Origin of the sequence: Stenotrophomonas sp. P2112 (assembly GCF_041897515.1) — a bacterium.
GTDB lineage: Bacteria > Pseudomonadota > Gammaproteobacteria > Xanthomonadales > Xanthomonadaceae > Stenotrophomonas > Stenotrophomonas sepilia.
In genome coordinates this window covers 1820203-1845122 of record NZ_CP169216.1, presented here as the reverse complement: position 1 = coordinate 1845122, position 24920 = coordinate 1820203, and the positions used below count along the sequence as shown (strand labels likewise).

Sequence of the window (24920 nt, the reverse complement as noted above, 5' to 3'; positions counted from 1 at the left end):
AGTTGGGCGCGCTGCCAGAAGCAACGGTGAATCGCTTCCGCAGCGCGGGCCAAAGTAGCCGGGCATGCTCCGGCCGCGGGCCGGCAGCGCGTGATTCACACGAATCTATTGCGGAGTAACCACTGAGCGGGCGCCAATTCATCAAGAGCGTAGACCGCGGGATCACCCTCTTTCCAGAACGCATCGGCGATCGAACGCCGTTGCGCTTGGTCCACGCCAGCGATCAACACCGGGTCGACCATGTCGAATTGCTGCAGCAACGGCTCCTCCTCGATCTTGACCTGCAGTCGCTTGGCGTAAGGCTCGGCGGTGTCCAGTGCCCCAACAAAGGGCGAGGCAAGAATCCTGGGAGGCTGGGCAGGCAGTTGCGCAGATAGCGCGCCTGCCTGCTTGCGCGCCCCGCCTCTGTCAGTGGAATCAAAGCATGGGGCATAGTGATGCCTCCGGCGTTGGAGACACTTCCTCCGTGGCGTACCAGATAGATGGAGCGAAGCATCAATGCGGATTCCTATCAGCTTGGCCTGATACTAGATGGGAATTCCCAGCCTCTTGCAGGAATGAGTGATTCGCTCCCATGCCCCGTTAGTCTGCCTCCAGTACCTGCGGCACATAGATGCGGCGCAACGGCAGCAGGCCCTTGTGTCGCGAATCAAACTGCTCGTAGTGGGCGAAGACCAGGTCCACCAGTTCATCGCCGTCGATCAGGCGCAGGTTGGCCTTGCCCTGTTCGAAATTGCGGCAGGCAGGGCTGTAGCTGCCCAAGGTCACGAACAGCCCGTATTCGCCGTGGGACAGCTTGCCGTACAACGCCGACACGTCCTTGTCGGTCACGGTGTTGGGGCTGCTCTTGACCTGCACCTTGATGATGGGCGGTTCGATGCCCAGGTGGTCCTTGTGGGCAATCACGTCCACGCTGGGTTCGTTCACCCGGGTCTTGCGCGCGTGGTAGCCCATGCATTGCAGCAGGTGCACCACAAAGTCCTCCAGCGGGAGGCCCTTCAATTCCAGCGCCAAACGCTTGAGCACGAAGTCGCGGGTGGTGTCTTCCATGTCATCGGTAACCAGGCCCACCGAATGGTCCTGGTCCACCGGCAACGCAGGTGCATACTTGCCGCCCACCGCCGCGCGGAACTCGTCCGCATAGCTCTTGACCTGGAACAGGCTGAGCGCCGAGCCGATTTCGTACAGCGCGCCCTGAATGAACTGCAGGCGTGGCACGTGGCTCAGCCATTGCACGCTGCGGCGGTGCGGATAGCCTTGGATGGCATCGGCCACGTACTGGTACGAGCCAGTGACGCGGCCAATGTGCACTTGCTTGTCCTGCTTGGAGGGGTAAACCACCAAGTCGCCGGCCTTCATCTCGTGGAGGAACCGGTAGGGAATACCCGAAACGGTGGCAATCCCGCCCTTCTTCGCCTCCGGGTAGGCCTGCACATAGCACTGCCGGAAGGCGTCGCGGTCGGCTGCCAGCCGCGACAAGTCGCCCATGGCATCCCAGCCAATGGCAATGCAGCCTTGTTTGAGGAACAAGGCGTCGGCATCGCCGGTGCGGCCTGCATGGATGCCCCACACTACTTCATTCATCTGTATGGCCTTGTGTCTGCATGTGGGAGTCAGCCGTCTTCACGGATATCCAGCGGTGGCAACGCAGCGACGATCTTCTGGGTTTCGAGGCTGACGGTGACCACGCGCTGGAACAGTTCCAGCGGGTACTTCGGATCGTGCATGGTCTCGATGGCCCAGTCGTTGGCGTCGTTGACGATGCCGCTGGCCTTGTCCACGCGCACGGCTTGGCGTTCCATCACCCAGTCGAGCGCAGCCTTGCCATTGACCACGTACTCCCAAGCCGCCTCCGGAATGTCACGCAGGGTGATCTTGTTGTTGTAGATCACGGTGCCGCGGTCGTTGACCGACTTGCCGGTGTCCGGGTCCTTCTTCTTTCCGAACTTCATCTTCTCGACGCGGTAGTCGGCGTCCGTCAGCTTGCCCTTGGTCTCAACCGTGAGCGGGTATTTCTCAACCGTTTCGTAGTTCAAGTGCAACGCGGCGAGATAACGCCCAGCTTTGCTGAAACGCCAGAAGTCCTGCGCGGTGCGCACGCGCGGGATGCGCGGCAGTTCCTTGCTCAGGTTGTCGGCATAACGTTCGCGGTAGTCGGGCGAATGCAGCAGGCCGTAGATATAGTAGAAGAGGTCTTCCTTGCTGATAGCCTTTTCGGGGTAGGCAGACTGGAAGTGAGCCAGGCCAGCGTCGGTGATGGCGTCGCGGCGGCGCGGGCCATCGCCGGTCCCGCCGGCGAACAGGCCGTTATCGATTTGCTGGACGGCTTCGTCGTAGAGGTAGAGGGGGAAGCATTGCGAGCCAGCGACAAAATGGAAGTTTGGAACGCTGTCGGCAATCAAGCTGCTGAATCCGGCGGACTCCCCCAGTCCGGTTACACAAATGACCATATTTGCGGCATCAGGACGTGGGAAAATTCGCGGCATCTGCAGGACGCGCTCATTGAGCGTGCGATTGAAGTAGAACCACTGACGAGCAAACGGGCGGTACAATCCCTGTGTCGCGCAACTGGCATCAAACTCCAGTGTCCGTCCCCTCACCAGTTCCTGTTTCAGATTGACCGACCAACTGATGCGCGTTTGATCCGTCTCGACGAACCCGTCCACCAGCGACTGCCGTTCCTTGTGGTTCAAATCCCCATGGACGGCATTGAAACGGGCAAGCTCAGCACTGTAAACATCAATCATTCTGGAAACGTTGGCCGCGAGCTTGGATTGGAGGGCGTTGTAGGCCCAAGCGTCACGTGACGTGACGACACCTTGCGAATAATTGTCGAACAGCTTTGGCGAATCTCCTCTCTTGTCGCCCAGCACAATGAAGCGATTGAAGCTGTCGTCACGCTGCTTGAGCCAGTCTCCGTGCTCGTCCGGGGTGATGACCTGCCATGCGTCGGCGGGGATGCCGGCGACGCTTGCATAGGTTTCGATCTTCTCCAGCTTATCCTCGCGACTGAGGTGATCGCCAATGTCGTGGAAGTAGATCTGTCCGCTCTGTGCGGCATCCGGGTTCTTGACCAGCAGGGAGATAGCGATGGGGGCGCGGCTGCCACTGCCGAAGATCTTGCCGCCCTCCCTGCGCGAGGTTTCGCCGCTGGTGCGCTGGTTGCCACGTAGGTGGAAGACGTACAGACTGGAAAACTCGTCGGCCAAGCACTTGCGCAGGCCATCGGCGGTATTGGCCTCCACAAAGCCCGCGTTGGTCACGAAGCCAATGACTCCCGCATCCCCGATGCGATCACTCGCCCAGCGGATGGCGCGGATGTAGCTGTCGTACAGGCCTTTGGAGAGCGCGGCATCAGAACGGGCCGCATAGGTCTCCGCAATGCGTTGATCCAGCGTCGGATAGCTGACGTTCTGGTTGTTGTCGTTTTGGCTGCCCTGGCCGATGGAATACGGGGGATTACCCACGATCACCCGAAGCTCCAGCTTCTTCTGTCGCCTGCGGCGCTTGCTGTTGTCCACCAGCAGCGCGTCCACCAGATCCTCCTTCTCATACATCTGGAAGGTGTCGGTCAGGCAGATGCCCTCGAAGGGCACGTAGTCGCCGCCGGCGATGCCGTGGTAGGTCGCCTCGATATTGATGGCGGCGATGTAGTAGGCCAGCAGAACCAGTTCGTTGGCGTGGATCTCGTGCCTGTATTTGTGCGCCAGCTGCTCCGGTCTGATCAGACCGGACTGCAACAGGCGGGTGATGAAGGTGCCGGTGCCGGTGAACGGGTCCAAGATGTGCACGCCCTGGCTGCCGAGGGTCTGCCCGAATTCCTGCCGCAGCAGGTGGTCCACGCTGTGCAGGATGAAGTCCACCACCTCCACCGGGGTGTAGACGATGCCCAGGCGCTCGGTCATCTTCGGGAAGGCGTTGCGGAAGAACTTGTCGTACAGCTCGACCACGATCTTTTGCTTGCCGGTGGCGCTGTCGATGCCTTCGGCCCGTAGCTTCACGCTATCGTAGAATGCCTGCAGGGTGTCGGCCTCCTTCTCCAGGTGCAGTTCGTCGAGCACATCGAGCACTGCCTGCATGGCCTTGGACATGGGGTTGTGGCTGGCGAAGCTGTAGTCGGCGAACAGCGCGTCGAACACCGGCCTGGTGATCAGGTGCTGGGCCAGCATCTCGATGATCTCGGCATCGGAGACCTTGTCGTTGAGGTCGTCGCGCAGTTCGCTTGCAAAGGCGCTGAAGGCGTCGCGGGCCTTGGCCTGCGTCTCGTCCTCCAGTAGGGCCTTGATCCGGTCGATGTGGGTCTGGGCGATCTTCGCGATATCGTTGGCCCAGTCTTCCCAGTGGTGGCGGTTGCCGCACTTCTCCACCACCTTGGCGTATAGGGCGCGCTCGACTTCGCCGATCTCGAACTCGAATTCGCTTTGCACTTCGGCTTCGTAGCCAGGCTGGGCTTCACCGATAGTGTGCTTGCCCTTGGCATTGGCCGCCTTGCGGGCATTGCCGTCCACCAGCCGCGCGGTCTTGCGCTGCACGGTTTCCGCGACGGCGATGACTTCCATCCGGCTGCGGTCCGGGCCGACCAGGTCGAGCTTGTTGACCATCGCGTCGAAGCGGTCGTCATGGCTGCGCAGCGCCTGCAGCACCTGCCAGACCACGGCATAGGTGCGGTTGTCGTTCAGCGCCTCGTGCGGCTCGATGCCTGCGGGGATCACCACCGGCAGCACCACGTAGCCGCGCTGCTTGCCCGGGGCGTTGCGCATCACCCGGCCGACCGACTGCACCACGTCCACCTGCGAATTACGCGGCGTCAGGAACAGCACGGCGTCCAGCGACGGCACGTCCACGCCTTCGGACAGGCAGCGCACGTTACTGAGCACGCGGCAAGTGTCGGGCGGCGTGGCTGCCTTGAGCCAGTCGAGCTTCGCTTCCTTCTCGCCGGCGGTCATGCTGCCGTCGACGTGCTTTGCCTCGCAGGTCATGCGCACGGCGTCCTCGATGTCCTCGGCGTCCTGGTAGGCGTCCACGACCGCCTTGAACATGTCGGCGATTTCCTTCGAGCTGACCTTGTGGGTCTTGCCACCCCGGCTGGGCTCGATGACCTGACAGAACGCGACCGCGCGCTTCATCGGTTCGGCGCTTTCGCCGGCACCCTCGTGGATGCCGAGCTTGGCCAGCGCCTTCCAGCAGCCGACGATCTTGGCGGCATCATCCACTCGCAAGCTGTTGTTCTCGTCCTTCAGCAAAGTCTGGAGGCGGCGATTGATGTGGCTTTCCTCGACTGCCAGCACGATGACCTTGTAGTCGACCAGCAGGCCACGCTTGACGGCCTCCGAGAAGGTGATGACGAACAACTGCTTGCCGTACCAGGCCTCGTTGTCCATCGAGTACAGGGCCACGTTGTCGCGCTCGGCTACGGCCTTGGCCTCGTTGCCGTAGATTCGCGGGGTGGCGGTCATGTACAGGCGCTTGGCCGCGCGGATGTACCCTGCGTCGTGCACGCGCACGAAGGCGGATTCGTCATCGCCTTCAAAGGTGGCGCCAGTGGTGCGGTGGGCCTCGTCGCAGACGATCAGGTCGAACTCGGCCAGGCCCTGCTGCTGGGCCTCGTGGATGACGGCGATGGAGTGGTAGGTGCTGAACACCACGGTCATGTGGTCGCCGTCGCTGCGCGCGGCCACGCCCTTGGCCAATGCGCGGGCATCGGTGGTGGCCGGGTAACGCAGTTCGTGGGCCAGGGTCTGGATGGCGTCGTCCTGCTTGCGGCCCTTCTTCTTGCCCACGTCGCTGTCCGAGCACACGGCAAAGCTATGCAGCGGGATGGCGCTTTCCTGGGTCCATTCGGTCAAGGTCTGCTGCAGCAGCGACAGGCTAGGCACCAAGAACAGCACGCACCTGCCTTTGCCGGCTAGGCTTTCGGCAATCTTGAGACTGGTGAAGGTCTTGCCGGTGCCACAGGCCATGATCAGCTTGCCGCGGTCGGCATCCGCCAAGCCGGCGGTGACAGCCTTGAGCGCGGATTCCTGGTGCGGGCGCAGCGATTTCTTCGGCTTCAGCGCGACGGCGGCCTTCGGCTGGAATTTCGCCCAGTTGATCTGGCTGGCTTCCAGGTCATGCAGGGTGATCTTGCTGACAGGCGGCTGTTGGTCGATCAGCGCGTTCTCGGCGTTGTCGCTCCAGTGATCGGTGCTGCTGACGATGACGCGGTGGGCGAAGGGCTTGCGGCCCGAGGCGGTGAAGAAGCTGTCGATGTCCTTCTTCTGCAGCCGGTAATCGGGGTCGTAGAACTTGCACTGGATGGCGTGGAGCGCGCCGGTGCCGACTTCCTCGGCGACCAGGTCGATGCCGTCGTCCTTGGCGCTGAAGCCGTGCGTGGGCGCCCATTCGGCCCAGGTCCACACCTGGCGATAGAGGTCCTTATAGGTGGCCTCATTGCGCAGGTAGGCGAGAATCAGGTCCTCGAAGTAGGTGCCCTTTTCGCGCTCGGTCATCGAGCTCTTGCGGAGGGTGTCGAGTAGGGTCTCAAGTGCAGTCACGAATCCGGATCCTGAAAAGCGGAAAATCGAAGAAAAAAATGGACGCTACAAGACTCCAACGCCATCTGAAATCAATGACATGCTCGGCATCGCGTGCCCCGTCCAGCCCTCGATTGTAGGGGCCACCGGCTTAAAGGGCGACTAGCGCGGACGATCGGCAGCCGGGATTATTGCCCGGATCCACGTAGACCCGCGGGAACCAGCCTGCGGGGTCGGCGGAAGGACTTCGCACTCGCCCCTGGACGCCGTCAGCTGCCGGATGACCCGGGCGGACTCCAGCCTGTCGACAAAATCATTGACGGGGGGTGTAGAAGTTCGGAATCCGCTCGTTCCCTTCGTCGGTGAATACCCAGTAGGCAAGTCTCCTCTTGGCGAATCCCTCACGTTGAGCTTCGTCACGGGCGGCGTACTGGGTGATGAAGAGCCTGTACAGCGCCCGCTCCTGGCGGACGCTCCGACGCACCCAGTTGGTTGTAGAAGGCGGTCCAGTCAGCGATCACCCGTGTGGCATGTACCTGGCTCTCGAATCTATGCCGGTGCAGGCATTGCTCTTCCATTGTCCGCATCACGTGTCGACGTACTGGCCCAGGACGGTGCGCTGGCCGGCCGCGTGCGCCTGAGCGTGCCCACCACCTATGGCCACTACCGGCTGCCGCCCGTGCTGGCGCGCTTTGCGCAGCAGTACCCGCAGGTGCAGGTGGAACTGAACATCACCAACCGCAACGTGGACTTGGTGGCCGAAGGCTTCGACCTGGCCATCCGCCTGGGCCAGCTGCCGGACAGCGGGCTGGTGGGGCGAAAGCTGGAAGATGCCCCACTGCTGCTGGTGGCTGCGCCGGACTACCTGCAGCGCCGCGGTACGCCGCAGACGCTGGAGGATCTGCAGCAGCACCTGTGCCTACCCTTCGTGATGCCGCGCACCGGGCGGCTGGCGCCGTGGATCTTCCGCGACGGCGGGCGTGACGTGGACTGGCTGCCGCGCTCTTCCATCGAGACCTCCGACGATGTGCTGGGCGTGGTGTCGCTGGCCGAACAGGGCATCGGCATCTGCCAGAGCTATGCGTTCATCGTGCGCGAGCGGTTGCAGCGCGGACAGCTGGTGGAAGTGCTGCCGCAGCTACGGGGGCGGTCGCGGCCGTTCTCGGTGATCTATGCGCCGCATCGGCGACAGTCAGCGGCGGCGCGGGCGATGATTGAGTTGCTGGTGGGAAATGCGGCTGAGGCTGGCGTTGCTTGAAGCCGCGAGGCTCGCTGGCGTTGTCGGGTTTGAACCGCTTTTCAGGGTATGCGGTTGATTGGGCGCCATTGCCATCCGGCTCGGACTAAGAACTGTTGCAAAGCAGGCCGTCGCGCTATTCGCTTGTGCGGTGGGCGATTGCGCCAGTTTGATTCGCCATCAGCAGAGCAGCTGCGCAAATGCGTCTGCTGGCGTCGCGTGCTGCGCGAAGGGTGCGTGCAACAATAGTTCTTCGCTCTCGGATTCCGCGATTCCTTCGCGAATTTCTATTGGCATTCGAAGCGGCTGCGTAACCAACATGACGCGCCACCGACAACGGGTGGCCGGGCCTGCAAACCCGAACTGTTAGTTGTTTACGCTTACCCGCCGGCACCGTCCTTAACCGGTGCCGGCGGGTAATCCGTCGGCCTTTCTGGCGGGCGGTGCGTGGGGGTCTTCGGACCCGCCGGGTACTGACAACTATCGTCCGGTTTGCAGCCACGCATCGTCCGCCACCCTCTTCGCGGTGGCGCTGTTAAGCACAGCCACGGAAGCCGACGCCATGAACGAATCCGACACCTTCTCTTCGTACACCGTTGTTGAGCCCATCAATGACGACACTCCCCTGCCCGACCTGAACTCCCTGCTCGGCATCCTCAAGCGCATGCGCGGCTGCGAGGGAGCAGATGGACACCCTTGGCCAGAAACCGATGTGTCACCCGGCCGCCGCGTGAGCCTGGCTAGAACCGAGCGCGCAATGGTGGGAGCGCTGACGGTGCTGGAGTTGCTGCACGCGGCGGACCGCTGCCGGGTGGCAGCGGACCCGGAGCGGCATTTGGATGAGGGGGTGGTTGATGGGCTGTTTCTGGCTTGCCGGGGGTTGGTTGAGTGGGCTTGTCATGAGGTAAGGCCGGAGTGACCTGCCTGACCGGAGCGACGTACAGCAGATTTGATTGGGCGTCACATTGATTAACACGCGCCTCCTGACAGACGCGAACATAGCAGCTCCACCCGGCTGAAGAGCATCGGAGCAAATTCCTACATCAATGAGCGATCACGGTCGAGAGCGGCGAGCCCCAGCAAGCCCGTTCGATCATCCTCCGGAAAGGACGATGCATGCAAACGAGACCGAATGAGCTGCAGTCTTTTACCGTGGCGATGTCCTAAGGCCATCCTCCGGCATTTGGCCAGCGCTACCCCAACGCGAACTCGAGCTGATCGAAGAAGCGCGGGATACTCTCGTACTGGTACATCCTCCAGTAGGCGCGCGCCTGCTGGTCTACCTTCACATGTCCGAGCAGGCGAAAATCGCGCATAGATGGAAAAGTACGCGACGCTGCCGCCAGGGATGCCGCGTCGGTATCATTGAAGTATTCGCTACCCATTGAGGGCGCATCGAAGCTTCGAATCACCTCCCCCACGATCACAAGCGCAGCTACCACATGCATCACATCGAGAAGTTCGAGCTCGTACTCCTGTAAAGAAAGATGCGCTGCCGCGCGATCGGCGTGTTGCTTTAGAAGGCCGATCCGCTTGTGGAGTCGACCGGGAGCCTTGAGTAGGTCAGTATCTGTCCGCGCGTATTCACGAAAGAATTCCCTTAAAAAGACGAGGGCGCGATGAGCATCTTCGAAAGTATTGCTTCCTCGCTCGGACCAGTAGTGCGCATGCTCTTCGAGCACTCCGTCGGGCAAGCGGCCGAAATTACCTCCAGTAAGGTCTGGCTTGGTGGCATGATCAAAGACTTTCCGGCAGTTCAGGGACAGCGAGTTCAGCGTTGAGAACTCTAGGTACGACTGCGATACGCGAAAGGGCAAGTCGCCCGAGGCATCCATATCTTCAGCAGCCTGCGCGGTGCCAAGAAAATAGTAGAACGCCGGAAGGCTCATGCTTGCGCGTGACATAACGCCTCGCAGAAAGTGGACTGATCGCAGCTTCCCGTGGAGACGAAACGGCTCTTCCTTCCGCCGCATCCTCTCTGCACGCGCATCGAGATCAAATTTTCGGCTCATTGCTTCGCGCCTGCCTGGCTACGCCGCTCAAGAGTCAGAAGTCGCCGCCTGACTGGACCAAGAACACCGACGCTAGCACCTTTACAATTAGTACTCATTATTGTCATCTTCCCACATATTTCGCGCAAGCCTATCAACATCAATGCCAAAGTACTCTATCGCATCATAATGACTAGTCGAAACATAACTATCACCTAATCCGCAAGCAAGAAGCTTTGAGTATCCTGAAATCTTCAATCCGCATGCAACGCAGAAGAACTCCTCTGGCCGCATTGCTTGACGTTCAATAACACCATCTTCCGCAGTTGATGTTTTGGCTACGCCCATTGCGCGCCCCTGCACGAGCGCAGTGGCGGTACAGGAGGGACAATTAACTCGATGACCATAGTGGCGCAAAGACGCAGCCGCAGCCTGGTCCAGAGCCGTCTTCCTGTCCTCGTCTGACTTCGAATCCCAAACAACCTTATGGGCATTGATAGCACCAAGGACGCTCTTCGCGGCGCCGTCATTAAGTGCTGATATATCTTCCCTCGCCTCTTTTGCCCCAGCATCTCCGAAAAGATTTTCCAAGGAAGACCCACAATGACTCAAGAGCACATCGCAGACAGCAAAGAAGTGCGGCCGCCAGGACGACGAGCTAGAGCTTTCAAAGTTCAGGTTTCCAGAATGAAGCTCCGAGTTTCTCTTTGAGAAATGCGCCAAGCAAAAGTTGACATGCTCGCGCGTAAACGCAGGGACCAATTCTTCAGCGCGCCCAATCAATTCTGTAATCGGGGCGGTTCGAGGAACGAATTTAGCCTTCTTTGGAGCATGCCCAAGTGCATAAAGAATATTATTCCAGTCGGAGCCGTCTGCCACAAGCGCAGGCGACACATGCGAAATTGACGCTCTTATCAACATTTCCATGAGAAAAGTTGACCAAAGCCCATACTGCCAATCGGTAGAATTAGCCTGCATAGCCTCCGAATACAAGTCAGACTTGGCTAAGTAGGAGCTCTTTGACCACTCGTGATCGACCCTAACTGCCATCTGTCCTCCCTCACTCCAAGTAGACCCTCTTCAGAACTCTTCCACGAGAACTCGACGACACTTCCGACCTGCCGTGCAGGGTTCGCCAATTGTCCACCACCAGTACTTGGCCAGGCTCATCTAGGGCAACGCTACTAATCCTCACATCCCGAATCCGATCGTTAATCATTCGCACAGCACGGACTGCTATCGAATTTACGGGCTGAAGGAATAGTGTATCCCAACGGAATATATCACCATCCACCATTCTTAGCGGAATCTGACGACCATCAAGCGGCCTCCGAGATCGCAAAATTGCCTTCCTAAAGAAGTCCCGTTCCTGGGGGCTAATCAGACTATCTCTGTGCACTATATTTGTCTTCACGTCGTGGGATCCCACGATACAAATAAGCGCAAAGTAGCGCGGAGGGATGCTCCAGTGAGCCATATCGGTATGAAATGGAAATACCCCTAATCCGAAATTATGGCTATAGCTGGGACCCATACCCACACCAACCCTTGGCACGAGCTCTTGAATTGGCTCAACGCCATAAATTTTGTCAATATTTCCTAAAGTCTGCTCGACTTCAGTAAATTCGAAGTTCCTAGAAATTTGGGTCTTCGCAAATCCGACATCTTGAAGCTGTCGTTGCCATGAACTCATTCCAAGACTCCAGAATTTTGAGAGCTCAACGGCTCATCCATAGAATATGAATTGGCCCAATGCGAACAGCTACAGTGGCTGCTTCACCTGAATCTCGGATGTCAACGAGCGCTCACCCTTTTTCTTCTGCCCTAATATTCCAATCACGCCGCTCTTTGGATTCTCCACAGGTTGTGCATACGAACTCACCCGTATTTGACCCCAAGTGATACTCCTGCTCTACTCGAGGGTGATTGCAGGGCTTATTCCCCCAACTTTTCCGAAGTTTTTCCGCCTCTCGCATTTGCATAGCAATCCCTTGTGTATGCCTGAGAAATTAGGTGTTGACCGTTTTGATCTTACGACCACAGAAGATCTTGGACAAGCTACCTCGAATTGACCCCAAAGTGCCGGAAAGCCGCTTTGGATGTAAATCGCCATGAATGGCGCAAAGCACCTCATCAGCGCTCGCGGCGAACAAAAAAGGGCGCCTCTCGGCGCCCTTGTTCTTTCAACTCATTCCCACTCAATGGTCGCCGGCGGCTTCCCCGAGATGTCATAAACCACCCTCGACACCCCCCGCAACTCATTGATAATCCGGTTGCTCACCGTCCCCAGGAACTCATACGGCAGATGCGCCCAATGCGCGGTCATGAAATCAATCGTCTCCACCGCACGCAGCGCAATCACCCACTCATATGCCCGCGCGTCGCCCACCACGCCCACCGACTTCACCGGCAGGAACACGGCAAACGCCTGGCTGGTCTTGTCGTACAGATCCGCCTTGCGCAATTCATCAATGAAGATGGCATCGGCCTTGGCCAGCAGCTCGGCGTATTCGCGCTTCACTTCACCCAGAATGCGCACGCCCAGGCCCGGGCCCGGGAACGGATGGCGGTAGACCATGGTGCGCGGCAGGCCCAGCTCGACGCCCAGGCGGCGCACTTCGTCCTTGAACAGCTCGCGCAGCGGCTCCACCAGGCCCAGCTTCATGTGCTCCGGCAGGCCACCCACGTTGTGGTGGCTCTTGATCACATGCGCCTTGCCGGTCTTGCTGCCGGCCGACTCGATCACGTCCGGGTAGATGGTGCCCTGCGCCAGCCACTTGGCGTTCTTCAGCTTGTTGGACTCTTCGTCGAAGATCTCAACGAACAGGTTGCCGATGATCTTGCGCTTGGCCTCCGGGTCGCTCACGCCTTCCAGCGCGGCGAAGTAACGGTCGGCGGCATTCACGCGCACCACCTTCACGCCCATGTGCTCGGCGAACATCGCCATCACCTGGTCGCCTTCCTGCCAGCGCAGCAGGCCGGTATCCACGAACACACAGGTCAGCTTCTCGCCGATCGCCTTGTGCAGCAGTGCGGCCACCACGGACGAATCGACGCCGCCGGACAGGCCCAGGATCACTTCGTCATCGCCCACCTGTTCGCGCACGCGGGCGATCTGGTCTTCGATGATGTTGGCGGCGGTCCACAGGGTCTGGCAGCCGCACACATCCACCACGAAGCGGCGCAGCAGCGCCTGGCCCTGCAGGGTGTGGGTCACTTCCGGGTGGAACTGCACGCCGTACCAGCGCTTTTCTTCGTTGGCCATGGCAGCCACCGGAATGCGGTCGGTGGTGGCGGTGATGGTGAAGCCCGGCGGTGCGACGGAGACGTGGTCGCCGTGGCTCATCCAGACATTCAGCTTCGGCTCGCCGCCGTGGTCGCTCAGGCCCTTGAACAGCGCATCGGGGTTGATCACGTTCACTTCGGCGTGGCCGAACTCGCGCTGGTCCGCCGCTTCGGTGGCACCGCCCAGCTGCGCGGCCAGGGTCTGCATGCCGTAGCAGATGCCGAAGATCGGCAGGCCGCTGTCGAACACTTCCTGCGGCGCGGCCGGGGCGCCCGGCAGCGTGGTCGACTCCGGCCCACCGGACAGGATGATGCCCTTGGCGCCGAACGCGGCGATCTCGGCCGGGTTGTGGTCCCACGCCCAGATTTCGCAGTAGACGCCCAGCTCGCGGATGCGGCGGGCGATCAGCTGCGTGTACTGCGCGCCGAAATCGAGGATGAGGATCTTGTCGTTATGGATGTTGGTCATGGTGCCGTTCCAGTGGTGTTTTTCGCAGCGCCCGGCGCTTCAAGGCTCTGCGTCAGCGTGGCGATGAACGCCTCGCGTTGTTGAATATGTGAGGAGTCTTCCTCGTCCCAGCGCAGCATCAGCAGGCCCTGTGGCGCCTGCCGGTTGTTGGGGTCAGCGCGCGGCAGATCCGCGACTTCCTGCACTTCGGTGCCGGGCACGAAACGCCGTTGCAGGGCGCGCATGGGGTAGCCGGATTGTTCGGGGCCGCCCCATGCGACGAAGCGCACGTTCATCCGGCTCGGCTCCAGCGGCCCCAGCTCTGCGATCACCCTGGGATCTTCAAAGAGGTGGCCCAGTCCGGTAACGCACTGCAGGATCACCTGCAGCGGGCGCACACCCGTGCCCTTCAGCAGCCAGCGCTGCTCGCCGGCAGCCTCCATGTGCCAGCCTTCCGGCAGGGAGAATGAATTCTGGCACTTCTGCACGTCCTGCAATTGCGAAACCGCCGCGCCCGGAGACCCGGAGCGCGGCGGCGGTTCGGACACCGAACAGCCTGCCATCAGCAGGCTGCCCGTAATCGCAAGAGCAGTTCGCAAGCGCATCAGGCGCGGTAGTTCGGCGGCTCTTTGGTGATGGTCACGTCGTGGACGTGGCTCTCACGCTGGCCGGCGCCGCTGATCTTCACGAACTTGGGCTTGCTGCGCATGTCTTCGATGGTGGCGCAGCCCACGTAGCCCATGGTGGCGCGCAGGCCGCCCATCAGCTGGTGGATGATGCCGCCCACCGGGCCGCGGTACGGCACGCGGCCTTCGATGCCTTCCGGCACCAGCTTGTCGGCGGTGGCGGCGTCCTGGAAGTAGCGGTCCTTCGACCCCTTCTCCATGGCGGCCAGCGAACCCATGCCGCGGTAGCTCTTGTACGAACGGCCCTGGTACAGCTCGGTCTCGCCCGGCGATTCCTCGGTACCGGCCAGCAGGCCGCCGACCATGATGGTCGAGGCACCGGCGGCCAGCGCCTTGCCGATGTCGCCCGAGTAGCGGATGCCACCGTCGGCGATCAGTGGGATACGGTCCTGCAGGGCTTCGGCCACCAGATCGATCGCGGTGACCTGCGGCACGCCAACGCCGGCGACGACGCGGGTGGTGCAGATCGAGCCCGGGCCGATGCCGACCTTCACTGCGTCCGCACCGCTGTCCAGCAGCGCCAGTGCGGCTTCGCCGGTGCAGATGTTGCCACCGATGACCTGCACGTTCGGGAAGTTCTTCTTGACCCAGCTGACGCGGTCCAGCACGCCCTGCGAGTGGCCGTGCGCGGTATCGACCACGATCACGTCCACGCCGGCTGCGACCAGCGCTTCCACGCGGCGATCGGTATCGCCACCCACGCCGACGGCAGCGCCGACCAGCAGGCGGGTCGACAGATCCTTGGCAGCGTTCGGGAAGTCGGTGTTCTTCTGGATGTCCTTGACGGTGATCAGGCCGCGCAGTTCGAACGAATCATTGACCACCAGCACCTTTTCGATGCGGTTGCGGTGCAGCAGCTGCAGCACTTCGTCAGAGGCGGCGCCTTCCTTGACCGTGATCAGGCGATCCTTCTTGGTCATGATGTGGCGGACCGGGTCGTCCAGCTCGGTCTCGAAGCGCATGTCGCGGTGGGTCACGATGCCGGCCAGCTGGCCGTCGCTGCCCACCACCGGCACGCCGGAGATGTTGTGCGCCTGGGTCAGGGCCAGCACGTCGCGGATGGTGGTTTCCGGGCCGACGGTGATCGGGTCGCGGATGACACCGGCCTCGAACTTCTTGACCTTGGCCACTTCCGCGGCCTGCTGTTCCAGGCTGAGATTCTTGTGGATGATGCCCATGCCGCCGAGCTGGGCCATGGCGATGGCCAGGCGGGCTTCGGTGACGGTATCCATGGCGGCGGACAGGATCGGAAGCTTCAGCTTCAGGTCTCGGGTCAACCGCGTTTCGAGGTTGACGTCCTTGGGCAGGATGGTCGAGTGGGCGGGGACGAGCGAGACGTCGTCGTAAGTGAGTGCTTCAGCCTGGATGCGCAGCATCGGCATACCCGAGATGTGGGGAAGCGCGACATTTTACCCTGTTTTCGCGCCGCGCGGCAGGGGGTAGATGCGACGCAGTGTCGCGCGGGCGGTGATCGGTTCAGGAGGGTTTAGAACCTGCCTCAGTGGGTGCGGACCGTTGGTCCGCACTGCCTTCATACACCTGTGCACCGGCATTGTGCCGACCAACGGTCGGCACCCACCTTGAGAGGATCACCCGAGCCAGCCCTGAAGCGCCTTTGGTGGGTGCGGACCGTTGGTCCGCACTGCCTTCATACACCTGTGCACCGGCATTGTGCCGACCAACGGTCGGCACCCACCTTAAGAGGATCACCCGGGCCAGCCCTGAAGCGCCTTTGGTGGGTGCGGACCGTTGGTCCGCACTGCCTTCATATACCTGTGCACCGGCATTGTGCCGACCAACGGTCGGCACCCACCTTGAGAGGATCACCCGAGCCAGCCCTGAAGCGCCTTTGGTGGGTGCGGACCGTTGGTCCGCACTGCCTTCATATACCTGTGCACCGGCATTGTGCCGACCAACGGTCGGCACCCACCTTGAGAGGATCACCCGAGCCAGCCCTGAAGCGCCTTTGGTGGGTGCGGACCGTTGGTCCGCACTATCCCTCAGGCACCTGAGAACAGCCCCAGGTGAGGTCAGCTCAGCGCTTCCGCCGCTTCCAGAGTGTTCTGCATCAGCGTAGCCACGGTCATCGGTCCCACGCCACCCGGCACCGGGGTGATCCAGCTGGCTCGCTGGGCCGCCGCCTCAAACCCGACATCGCCCACCAGGCGGCCGTCATCCAACCGGTTGATACCGACGTCGATCACCACCGCGCCCGGCTTCACCCACTCGCCCGGCACGATGCCCGGGCGACCGACCGCCACCACCAGGATGTCGGCGTTGCGCACGGCCTGTTCCAGCACGTCCTTGGGGGTGAACTTGTGGCAGCTGGTCACGGTGCAGCCGGCGATCAGCAGCTCCAGGCCCATCGGGCGGCCGACGTGGTTGCTGACGCCCACGATGGTGGCGTTGCGGCCGCGCACCGGCTGGTCGGTGTGGCCCAGCAGCGTGGTGATGCCACGCGGGGTGCACGGGCGCAGGCCGAACTCGCGCAGGGCCAGGTGGCCGACGTTTTCCGGGTGGAAGCCGTCCACGTCCTTGCGCGGGTCGATGCGCTGGATCAGCCGGCGCGCGTCGGGGATCCCCGGCAGCGGCAGCTGGATCAGGATGCCGTTGATCTTCGGATCGGCGTTGAGCTGGTCGATCAGGTCGAGCAGCTCGGCCTCGGTGGTACCGGCCGGCAGATCGTAGTCATGTGCTTCGATGCCGACCTTCTCGGCGGCACGGCGCTTGTTGCGCACGTACACCGTCGAGGCCGGGTCGCCACCCACCAGCACCACGGCCAGGCCCGGGCGGCTGCCACCGGCGGCCACGCGGGCGTCGACGCGCACCTTCAGGCTGTCGAGCAGGTCCTCGGCGATACGGCGGCCATCAAGGATGCGGGCAGGATGCTGGGGGGCGGAATCGTTCATTGGGGGCAGGCGTGGGGCGGCGGGGACGCTATTGTCCCCGATTCAGGCCCCCTCGCCCACCGCCGTGCGCCGACTCCGCGCACCGGTAGTGCCGGCCGCTGGCCGGCAACCTCATGACGTCGGAACGTTCGCGCATCTGTCGGCCAGCGGCCGGCATTACCAACCGCCGGCTTCGGCAATTCCCCACACGGTGGTGCCGGCCGCTGGCCGGCACCCTCATGTCGTCGGAACGTTTGCACATTTGCCGGCCAGCGGCCGGCACTACCGGGCTTTATTCTTCCTCCTCCGGCACGTCCTGCGGGTTCAACGTCTTGCTTGCCCGCTTCGGCGCGGTGAACGGCGTCGGCGTCGGCACGCCCTGGCCGGCGTTGCCGAACACCATCTTGGCGCCGGCATTCAGACCACCACCGGCAATCTCCAGCTCGAAGCGCTCGGCGTCGCGGCGACGGATCTGCTCGGCAATTTCGATCGCATCGTCCTCGTCCGCACCCAGTTCCACCAGCGCGGCCTGGCCGAACAGCACCGCCGACTCGAACGTCTCGCGGATCTGGAAATCAACACCAGCATGGATCAACCGCAGCGAATGCTCGCGGTCGAACGAGCGCACCATCAGCTTGGCCTGCGGGAACTCGTGCGACACCAGCTCAACAATGCGGTCAGCCGCCTCGGCCTTGTCCACGCACACCGCAATCGCACGTGCGGTGGCCGCGCCCGAAGCATGCAGCACGTCCAGTCGCGTACCGTCGCCGTAGTAGATCTTGAAACCGAAGCGCGCCGCGCTCTGGATCATCTCCACATCGTTGTCGATGATGGTCACGTCCACGTCGCGCGCCAGCAGCGACTGGCTGGCGACCTGGCCGAAGCGGCCGAAGCCGATCAGCAGCACACTGCCGGACAGGCCATCGGCCTCGTCCACGCCGTCCATGTTCACCGTCGGCTTCGGCGCGATGCGCTTGTAGAGCAGCACCACCAGCGGGGTCAGCGCCATCGACAGCACCACCACGGCGGTGAAGTTGGCATTGATCTCCAGGTTGATCACCCCGGCCGATGCGGCAGCGGAGAACAGCACGAAGGCGAACTCGCCGCCCTGCGCCATCAGCACGCCCCGGTCCAGCGCCTGCGCGTGGTCGCTGCCCATGATGCGCGCGACCACGTAGATGCACAGCGCCTTGGCCGCCATCAGCGCCAGCACCAGGCCGAGGATCAGCTGCCAGTTGCCGGCCACCACACCCAGGTCCAGCGCCATGCCGACGCTGAGGAAGAACAGGCCCAGCAGGATGCCGCGGAACGGCTCGATGTCCGCTTCGATCTGGTGACGGAACGTCGATTCGCTCAGCAGCACGCCGGCCAGGAACGCGCCCATCGCCATCGACAGGCCCGACAGCTGCATCAGCAGCGCCGCGCCCAGCACCACCAGCAGCGCGGCGGCGGTCATCACCTCGCGCGCCTTCGATTCGGCCAGCACGCGGAACAGCGGGTTGAGCAGGAAGCGGCCGACCAGCACCAGCCCGACGATGGCACCCACACCGATCGCCACCGACAGCCAGCGCGAGCCCTCGCCATCGGCACTGCCCGCGCCCGGCGCCATCCACGCCACCAGCGCCAGCAACGGCACGATCAGCAGGTCTTCGAACAGCAGGATGGAGACGATCTTCTGCCCCGACGGCAGCGCGATGTCACCGCGCTCGGCCAGCAGCTGCATCACCACCGCGGTGGAGGTGAGCACGAAGCCGGTGGCGCCGATGAAGGCCACTTGCCACGGCAGGCCGAACAGCTTGGCGATGCTGGTCAGCACCAGCGCACAGGTGACGATCTGCAGCGTGCCCAGCCCGAAGATCTCCTTGCGCAGGCTCCACAGGTGCGAGGGCCGCATTTCCAGGCCGATCACGAACAGGAACATCACCACGCCGAGTTCGGCGGTATGCAGGATCGCCTGCGGGTCGGAGAACCAGCCCAGCCCGAACGGTCCGATCGCCAGGCCAGCGGCGAAGTAGCCCAGCACCGAGCCCAGGCCGGCCCGGCGGAACAAAGGCACCATCACCACCGCCGCGCCCAACAGGGCCACGACCTTGACCAGCTCGCTGGTCGCTGCTTCTACCGCCATGCGGTCTGTTCCCCAAGATCCAGAATCGGGTTCAACAATAGAGCAATGCCGATGACGGCAATAGCACGCATGTTGCGCCGGATTGTCTTGGCGATGGAACGATGCAGGGAGTGACCCCCAACATCATCCCGAAACCATGCACGTGACTGTACAGCCGAGCACGGGCTCGGCTCTACAGTAGATCCACGCCATGCGTGGATGACGCTCCGATTCACCCACCCCGGCAGAACGCGGCGTAATCGATATATCCCGGGAACGGCACACCCGGCGCGCAGACCGGACACTGCGGGTCCGGCCGGATGCCGGTCTCGCGGAAGCGCATGCCCAGCGCATCGAAGCGCAGCAGCCGACCCACCAGCGGCTCGCCAATGCCCAGCAGCAGCTTCAGCACCTCGGTGGCCTGCAGCACGCCGGCCAGGCCAGGCAGCACGCCCAGTACACCAGCCTCGGAACAATTCGGCGCAAACTCTGGAGGCGGCGGCTCGGGGAACAGGCAGCGATAGCAAGGTGCCACGCCGCGCTGGCGGCCGGCGTCAAACACGCTTACCTGGCCGTCAAAGCGCTCGATGGCGGCATACACCAGCGGTTTGGCGTGCTTGATGCAGGCGTCGTTGAGCAGGTAGCGCAGCGGGAAGTTGTCCGAGCCATCCAGCACCACGTCCACGCCCTCGAGCAGCGCATCCACGTTCTCAGAGGTCACCCGCTCCGGCACCGCCTCGACCTCGATCGACGGATTCAACGCCAGCAGCCGCTCGCGCGCGGAATCGACCTTGAGCTGGCCGACGCTGGCTTCGGTATGCACGATCTGCCGATGCAAGTTGCTGCGCTCCACGCGGTCGTGGTCGGCGAAGCGCAGGTGCCCTACCCCGGCGGCGGCCAGATAGAAGCCGGCCGGCGCACCCAGGCCGCCCGCGCCCAGCACCAGCACGCGTGATTGCTGCAGCCGACGCTGGCCGGCCTCGCCCACCTGTGGCAGCAGCAGGTGGCGCGAATAACGATCAAAGAAATCGCGGTCGGCGGCACTGGCCAGCGGCTGCACCAGTGGCAGCGACTGCTCGCGCCAGGCCACGGTGCCGCCCGTCACGGAAGCGACCTGGGCGTACCCGGCCTCCAGCAGGAACTGCGCGGCATCGGCCGAGCGCTTGCCGCTCTGGCAGATCAGCAGGATCTCCTGGTCGCGCTGCGGCAGATGCGCCGCCGGGTCGGCCTGCAGCTCGCCCTTGGCCACGCCGCGCGCGCCCTCGGCCATGCCGCCGGCCCGCTCGTGCGCCTCGCGCACATCGATCAGCACGGCGCCATGGGCCAGGCGCTCGCGTGCCTGCGCGGGGGAAAGCTCTTGGATGCTCATGGCCGCATTATCGCGCACGTGGCGGCAGGCCGCCTTGACCGATACCTGCAAACATGGGGTAGTGCCAGCCGCTGGCCGGCATGGCCATGAACGCACCGGACGACGCGAGGTTGCCGGCCAGCGGCCGGCACTACCGGTGGGAGCGCGAACGAAGAAGGCGGCCCTGCGGCCGCCTTCCCGTGAATCACTTGCCCTTGACGTGCTTCATCAAGCGCCGCTTTGCCTTGACCTGCCGCTCGGTGAGGACGTTCTTCTTGCCCTCGTACGGGTTGGTCCCCTCGCGGAAGATGAAGCTCACCGGCGTACCGATCAGCTTGAAGCGCTTGCGGAAGAAGTTCTCCAGGTAGCGCTTGTACGACTCCTGCAGTTCCTTCAGGCGGGTGCCGTGCACGATGAAGGTCGGCGGGTTGGAACCGGCCGGATGCACGTAACGCAGCTTGGAGACATGGCCGCGGATGGTCGGCGGCGGATTGGTCTCGTAAGCCACTTCCAGCGCCTTGTTCACTTCGCTGGTGGTGAAGGTCTTGTTCGCCGATTCGTGCGCACGATGCACCGCACGGAACAGCTCACGCAGGCCCGAGCCGTGCTTGGCCGAGATGCGCACCGATTCGGCCCACGGCACGAAGCCCAGCTTCAGCGACAGCATGGTTTCCGCCTGCTCGCGCTGGTACTCGGTCAGGCCATCCCACTTGTTGATGGCGATCACCAGCGCGCGGCCGGCATCGAGCACGGCACCGAGCACGGTGGCGTCCTGGTCGGTCACGCCTTCGGTGGCGTCGAGCATCAGCACGGCCACCTGGCACTGCTCGATCGACTGCATGGTCTTGACCACCGAGAACTTCTCGACAACCTCATCCACGCGCGAACGACGGCGCAGGCCGGCGGTGTCGATCAGGCGGTACTCACGGCCGTCGCGCTCCAGGTCCACCGCGATCGAGTCGCGGGTGGTACCCGGCACGTCGGAGGCGATCATGCGCTCCTCGCCCAGGATGCGATTGACCAGGGTCGACTTGCCCACGTTCGGGCGGCCGACGAAGGCGATGCGGATGCGGTTCGGGTCGTTGTCCAGCTCTTCGCCGCTGCCTTCTTCCGGCAGGCGCTGGATCACTTCGTCCAGCAGGTCGTCCAGGCCCTGGCGATGCGCGGCCGAGACGGTCAGCATCTCGCCGAAGCCATAACGGGCGAACTCGGAACGCACGCTGTCCTCGTCGGTGCCGTCGATCTTGTTGATCAGCAGCAGCGTCGGGCGCGACAGCTTGCGCAGCCAGGCCAGGATCTCGTCGTCCAGCGCCGAGGTGCCCTCGCGGGCATCGACGACGAACAGGATCAGGTCGGCTTCGGCCGCGGCCGCACGGGCCTGGCGCGTGGTGGCGCCGGCCAGGCCTTCGTCTTCCCCGGCGATACCACCGGTATCCACGACGAGGAAATGGTTGTCCTCGTCGAGGCGGCAGACACCGTAGTTGCGGTCGCGGGTGACGCCGGGCTGGTCATGGACCAGCGCGTCACGGGTGCGCGTAAGCGCATTGAAAATAGTCGACTTGCCGACATTCGGCCGTCCAACCAGGGCGACCAGAGGCAGCATCGCGATTACTCCAATTTTTTAGTTTGCCAACCGGAAGGCGGTCAGCTTGCCATCCACGTTCTGCACCAGCAGCACCCCGTCGACGACGACCGGCTGGGCCAGCAGGGCGTCACCGCCACTCTTTGCCCGTGCCGCCATCGCACCATCGGAGGCCTGCAACCAGTGCACATATCCCTTGTAGTCACCGACCACCACGTAGTCGCCGTGCAGTGCCGGGCCGGTCAGGGAGCGACGGGCCAGTGCCGTCTGCGACCACATGGCTGCGCCGCTGGCCTTGTCCAGGCCGAACACGCCGCCCTTGTTGTCGGTCACGAACACATTGCCCGACGATACCGCCACCCCACCGGCGCCGCCATGGTCGCGCGCCCACAGCGGGCGACCGGTCGGGCCTTCGATGGCCATGGTCTGGTTCTTGAAGCTGCTCACGTACAGGGTGTTGCCGTCGAGCACCGGTGCGCCGTCGACGTCCGCCATGCGCTCCAGCTCGGTGCGGCCTTCGCCGTTGCCGAGGTTCTGTTCCCACAGCGTGCGGCCATCCTGCTGGGCCAGGGCCGCAACCGCGCCCTCGTCCTTGCCGATGAACAGCACACCCGGGCCGGTCACCACCGGCGCGTTGCCGCGCACGGTCAGCGCCGGCAGCTCGCTCGGGTTGAACCACTTCTGGGTGCCGTTGCCGACATCGAAGGCGGTCACACGACCGTCGTTGCTGCGCACGTAGACCATGCCCTGGGCAACGGCCGGCGCGGCGATCACTTCACCCGGAACACGGGCGCGCCACTTCTCGCTGCCGTCGTTGATGTCCAGCGCGATGACCTGACCGTCCAGCGTGCCGATCACGACCAGGTTCTCACCGACACCCGGGCCGCCGGACAAGCGCAGCTTGGCCTTCTTCTTTTCCTTCTTCGGCTCCCAGGTCCAGACCTTCTTGCCGGTCTGCAGGTCGATGGCGTGCACGCCACCGGTGATCGCCGCAGCGAACACGTGGCCGTTGGCCACCGCCGGGCCCTGGCGCACACCGATGCGACGCTCGCCCTTGCCGAGGTTGACCGACCAGATCTTGCTGACCTTCACGGTCGGCTCGAACTTGACCAGCTCAGCCGGTTCCTGTGCCTTCTTCGCCGCCGCGTCCTTGCCAGCGAACCAGCCCTTCATGGTGCCGCAGCCGGTCAGGGCCATGCCCATCAGGAGCACGGTGGCGACGCGGGTGATCATGACCTTCTGACTCATCAAACCGACTCCGCAGGGGCGGCAACGGTGCCGCCGGCGTCCATAACCTTGGTTTCCAGCAGGCGCCGCTGCGGCGCTGCCACGTCCAGCGTCTTCAGCGCCTTCTCGTACTGTGCACGGGCCTCATCGCGCTTGCCCTGCGCCATCAGCGCATCGCCATGGATTTCCAGGCTGCTGCTGTCGGTGGCGCTGCCCAGCAGCTTGATGGCCTCGTCGCTCTTGCCGGTGGCCACCAGCAGGCGGGCCACACGCTGGTCGACCACGCGCTGCAGGTCGCCTTCGACCTTCACGTTGCGCAGGGTGGCCAGTGCCTCTTCGTTCTTGCCGGCGTCGACCTGGGCCTTGGCCAGCTGCAGCGCCGCGAGGTCGCCGTAGATGCTGGACGGGCCGGCTTCGAGCGCCTTGACCGCCTTGGCGGCGTCGTCAAGCTTGTTCTGCTGCAGGCCCTGCAGGGCCTTCTGGTACTCGACATTGGCCGAGGCCAGCTTGCTGCCCTGCTCCTTCTGGTACCACTGCCAGCCGGCAATGGCACCGATGGCGATGACTACGCCACCGAGGATGCTGGCGCCATTCTTCCGCAGCCAGCTGCGGACGCGTTCACTTTGTTCGTGCTCGTCGAGCAGATCGTCGATCGCCATGCGTACTCTCGCCCCGCCCGTCGGGAGGGACCATTGGGTTTAATCGAAGGTGGTGAAACCGCGCCTCAGTGCGAAACCGGGACTACGGAGCCTTCAGAGGATACCTGAAAGCGTGCCACGTTGGCTCGCTGGTAGGGGGTCAGATCGACGATAGCGCCGTTCTGCTGAACCTGGACCGCCGAGGCGTTGCCCAGGGTCACCCGGGTCACCTGGCCCGGCGTGAAGCTGCGGGTCTCGCCGGACTTGATCAGTGCCTTCTCGACGGTGCTGCCGTCCGGGCCGCCGATGTCGACCCAGCTGTCGCCGCTGAACTGCATTTCCAGCGCATTGCCGGCAGCCGGGGCCGGCGCCGGGCGCGGCACCGGGGCCAGCGAGGCGACGTAAGGGGTGGCCGCCGGCTTGCTGGCCGGGGCCGTGGTCGCTTCGGCCGGGGCGGCCATCTCGCTACCGGCTGCGGACGGCGTGACCGGCACGGCGGCCGGGATCACGTCCAGCGAGGCGGTGCTCGGCGACGGGGTCGCGCTGCCGTCGAAGTGGCCACGGGTGGCGAACCACACCGGCACCGCCAGCACGGCGGTGATGCCGACATACAGCACGCGCCGACCGAGATTCTCGGCAATGCGGCGCGCACGGGGGGTATGGGTATGGCTGACCAGGGTGGGCGGAACCACCGGGCCGACCTGGGCCTGTTCCAGCAGCTCGCCCACGTCCACGTCGAGCAGGCGTGCATAGCTGCGCAGCTGGCCGCGCACGAACACCGGCGCCCCCAGCTTCTGCCATTGTTCCTCTTCCAGCGACTTGACCACCTGGACCGGCATGCGCAGGCGCGAGCCGACATCTTCGAGGGTCAGTCCGGCCGCTTCACGGGCCTGGCGCAGGCGGGTGCCGCAGCCGGCCGCAGTCTCGAGAGCGCTCACAGTCTGGTCATCAATCACAATGCATCAACCCTGGAG

16 protein-coding genes and 1 pseudogene are annotated in these 24920 nt (G+C 63.4%); 2 read left to right on the top strand and 15 right to left on the bottom strand.

All coding sequences use genetic code 11. The features are described 5' to 3' along the window. Nucleotides 1-95 precede the first annotated feature (95 nt). From ACEPA4_RS08610 to ACEPA4_RS08600, 3 genes are all read right to left on the bottom strand, one after another. Nucleotides 96-260, bottom strand: a complete 165-nt coding sequence (locus tag ACEPA4_RS08610) for a hypothetical protein (RefSeq protein ID WP_262089707.1) — start codon at nt 258-260, stop codon at nt 96-98. A gap of 322 nt (nt 261-582) precedes the next feature. After that, on the bottom strand, nt 583-1584 hold the full coding sequence (locus ACEPA4_RS08605) for a restriction endonuclease (protein WP_262089708.1): 1002 nt from the start codon (nt 1582-1584) through the stop codon (nt 583-585). Between the two features lie 29 nt (nt 1585-1613). Further along, nucleotides 1614-6533 (bottom strand): DEAD/DEAH box helicase, encoded by a 4920-nt coding sequence (locus tag ACEPA4_RS08600; RefSeq protein WP_374083027.1) that lies wholly within the window; start codon nt 6531-6533, stop codon nt 1614-1616. A gap of 574 nt (nt 6534-7107) precedes the next feature. Here ACEPA4_RS08600 and ACEPA4_RS08595 point away from each other — a divergent pair. Continuing rightward, nucleotides 7108-7770: pseudogene (locus tag ACEPA4_RS08595) on the top strand (substrate binding domain-containing protein); the annotation flags it as partial. A gap of 541 nt (nt 7771-8311) precedes the next feature. Next, nucleotides 8312-8668, top strand: a complete 357-nt coding sequence (locus tag ACEPA4_RS08590) for a hypothetical protein (RefSeq protein ID WP_154329374.1) — start codon at nt 8312-8314, stop codon at nt 8666-8668. A gap of 274 nt (nt 8669-8942) precedes the next feature. Here ACEPA4_RS08590 and ACEPA4_RS08585 read toward each other — a convergent pair whose 3' ends face one another. From ACEPA4_RS08585 to ACEPA4_RS08530, 12 genes are all read right to left on the bottom strand, one after another. Further along, nucleotides 8943-9761: a hypothetical protein gene (locus ACEPA4_RS08585; protein WP_164227460.1), complete on the bottom strand. Its 819-nt coding sequence runs from the start codon at nt 9759-9761 to the stop codon at nt 8943-8945. An 87-nt stretch (nt 9762-9848) separates the two neighbouring features. After that, on the bottom strand, nt 9849-10790 hold the full coding sequence (locus tag ACEPA4_RS08580; RefSeq protein WP_164227461.1) for a hypothetical protein: 942 nt from the start codon (nt 10788-10790) through the stop codon (nt 9849-9851). A 1138-nt stretch (nt 10791-11928) separates the two neighbouring features. Next, complete coding sequence (gene guaA / locus ACEPA4_RS08575; protein WP_188238470.1) at nt 11929-13494, bottom strand: glutamine-hydrolyzing GMP synthase; 1566 nt, start codon at nt 13492-13494, stop codon at nt 11929-11931. Continuing rightward, nucleotides 13491-13970 carry a hypothetical protein gene (locus ACEPA4_RS08570; RefSeq protein WP_315974257.1) on the bottom strand — a complete coding sequence of 160 codons (480 nt, stop codon included), beginning with the start codon at nt 13968-13970 and terminating at the stop codon, nt 13491-13493. Before ACEPA4_RS08570 ends, guaA begins: the two co-directional genes overlap by 4 nt. A gap of 107 nt (nt 13971-14077) precedes the next feature. Further along, complete coding sequence (gene guaB, locus ACEPA4_RS08565; protein WP_005416248.1) at nt 14078-15535, bottom strand: IMP dehydrogenase; 1458 nt, start codon at nt 15533-15535, stop codon at nt 14078-14080. A gap of 654 nt (nt 15536-16189) precedes the next feature. Then, entirely contained in the window at nt 16190-17068 is an 879-nt protein-coding gene (folD, locus tag ACEPA4_RS08560) for a bifunctional methylenetetrahydrofolate dehydrogenase/methenyltetrahydrofolate cyclohydrolase FolD (protein WP_164133639.1), read from the bottom strand. A gap of 271 nt (nt 17069-17339) precedes the next feature. Beyond that, the gene (locus tag ACEPA4_RS08555) at nt 17340-19172 is read right to left on the bottom strand and encodes a monovalent cation:proton antiporter-2 (CPA2) family protein (protein WP_095377727.1); all 1833 of its coding nucleotides are present in this window, start codon (nt 19170-19172) and stop codon (nt 17340-17342) included. A 211-nt stretch (nt 19173-19383) separates the two neighbouring features. Beyond that, nucleotides 19384-20520 (bottom strand): molybdopterin-synthase adenylyltransferase MoeB, encoded by a 1137-nt coding sequence (moeB, locus tag ACEPA4_RS08550; RefSeq protein WP_164093660.1) that lies wholly within the window; start codon nt 20518-20520, stop codon nt 19384-19386. 184 nt (nt 20521-20704) lie between these two features. Then, nucleotides 20705-22102, bottom strand: coding sequence for a ribosome biogenesis GTPase Der (gene der / locus ACEPA4_RS08545; protein WP_005413118.1), 1398 nt, complete (start codon nt 22100-22102; stop codon nt 20705-20707). An 18-nt stretch (nt 22103-22120) separates the two neighbouring features. After that, on the bottom strand, nt 22121-23329 hold the full coding sequence (gene bamB, locus ACEPA4_RS08540) for an outer membrane protein assembly factor BamB (RefSeq protein ID WP_005416243.1): 1209 nt from the start codon (nt 23327-23329) through the stop codon (nt 22121-22123). Continuing rightward, entirely contained in the window at nt 23329-23967 is a 639-nt protein-coding gene (locus ACEPA4_RS08535) for a tetratricopeptide repeat protein (RefSeq protein WP_005416242.1), read from the bottom strand. The genes bamB and ACEPA4_RS08535 overlap by 1 nt, the downstream gene beginning before the upstream one ends. A 65-nt stretch (nt 23968-24032) precedes the next feature. Beyond that, complete coding sequence (locus tag ACEPA4_RS08530; RefSeq protein WP_069139967.1) at nt 24033-24902, bottom strand: RodZ domain-containing protein; 870 nt, start codon at nt 24900-24902, stop codon at nt 24033-24035. Between the last annotated feature and the right edge of the window lie 18 nt (nt 24903-24920).

Excerpts from the sequence above, each read along its gene's own strand:
- ACEPA4_RS08605 (WP_262089708.1), bottom strand. The coding sequence starts at position 1,584 with ATGAATGAAGTAGTGTGGGGCATCCATGCAGGCCGCACCGGCGATGCC.
- ACEPA4_RS08590 (WP_154329374.1), top strand. The coding sequence starts at position 8,312 with ATGAACGAATCCGACACCTTCTCTTCGTACACCGTTGTTGAGCCCATC.
- ACEPA4_RS08585 (WP_164227460.1), bottom strand. The coding sequence starts at position 9,761 with ATGAGCCGAAAATTTGATCTCGATGCGCGTGCAGAGAGGATGCGGCGG.
- ACEPA4_RS08580 (WP_164227461.1), bottom strand. The coding sequence starts at position 10,790 with ATGGCAGTTAGGGTCGATCACGAGTGGTCAAAGAGCTCCTACTTAGCC.
- guaA (WP_188238470.1), bottom strand. The coding sequence starts at position 13,494 with ATGACCAACATCCATAACGACAAGATCCTCATCCTCGATTTCGGCGCG.
- guaB (WP_005416248.1), bottom strand. The coding sequence starts at position 15,535 with ATGCTGCGCATCCAGGCTGAAGCACTCACTTACGACGACGTCTCGCTC.
- folD (WP_164133639.1), bottom strand. The coding sequence starts at position 17,068 with ATGAACGATTCCGCCCCCCAGCATCCTGCCCGCATCCTTGATGGCCGC.
- ACEPA4_RS08555 (WP_095377727.1), bottom strand. The coding sequence starts at position 19,172 with ATGGCGGTAGAAGCAGCGACCAGCGAGCTGGTCAAGGTCGTGGCCCTG.
- moeB (WP_164093660.1), bottom strand. The coding sequence starts at position 20,520 with ATGAGCATCCAAGAGCTTTCCCCCGCGCAGGCACGCGAGCGCCTGGCC.
- der (WP_005413118.1), bottom strand. The coding sequence starts at position 22,102 with ATGCTGCCTCTGGTCGCCCTGGTTGGACGGCCGAATGTCGGCAAGTCG.
- bamB (WP_005416243.1), bottom strand. The coding sequence starts at position 23,329 with ATGAGTCAGAAGGTCATGATCACCCGCGTCGCCACCGTGCTCCTGATG.
- ACEPA4_RS08535 (WP_005416242.1), bottom strand. The coding sequence starts at position 23,967 with ATGGCGATCGACGATCTGCTCGACGAGCACGAACAAAGTGAACGCGTC.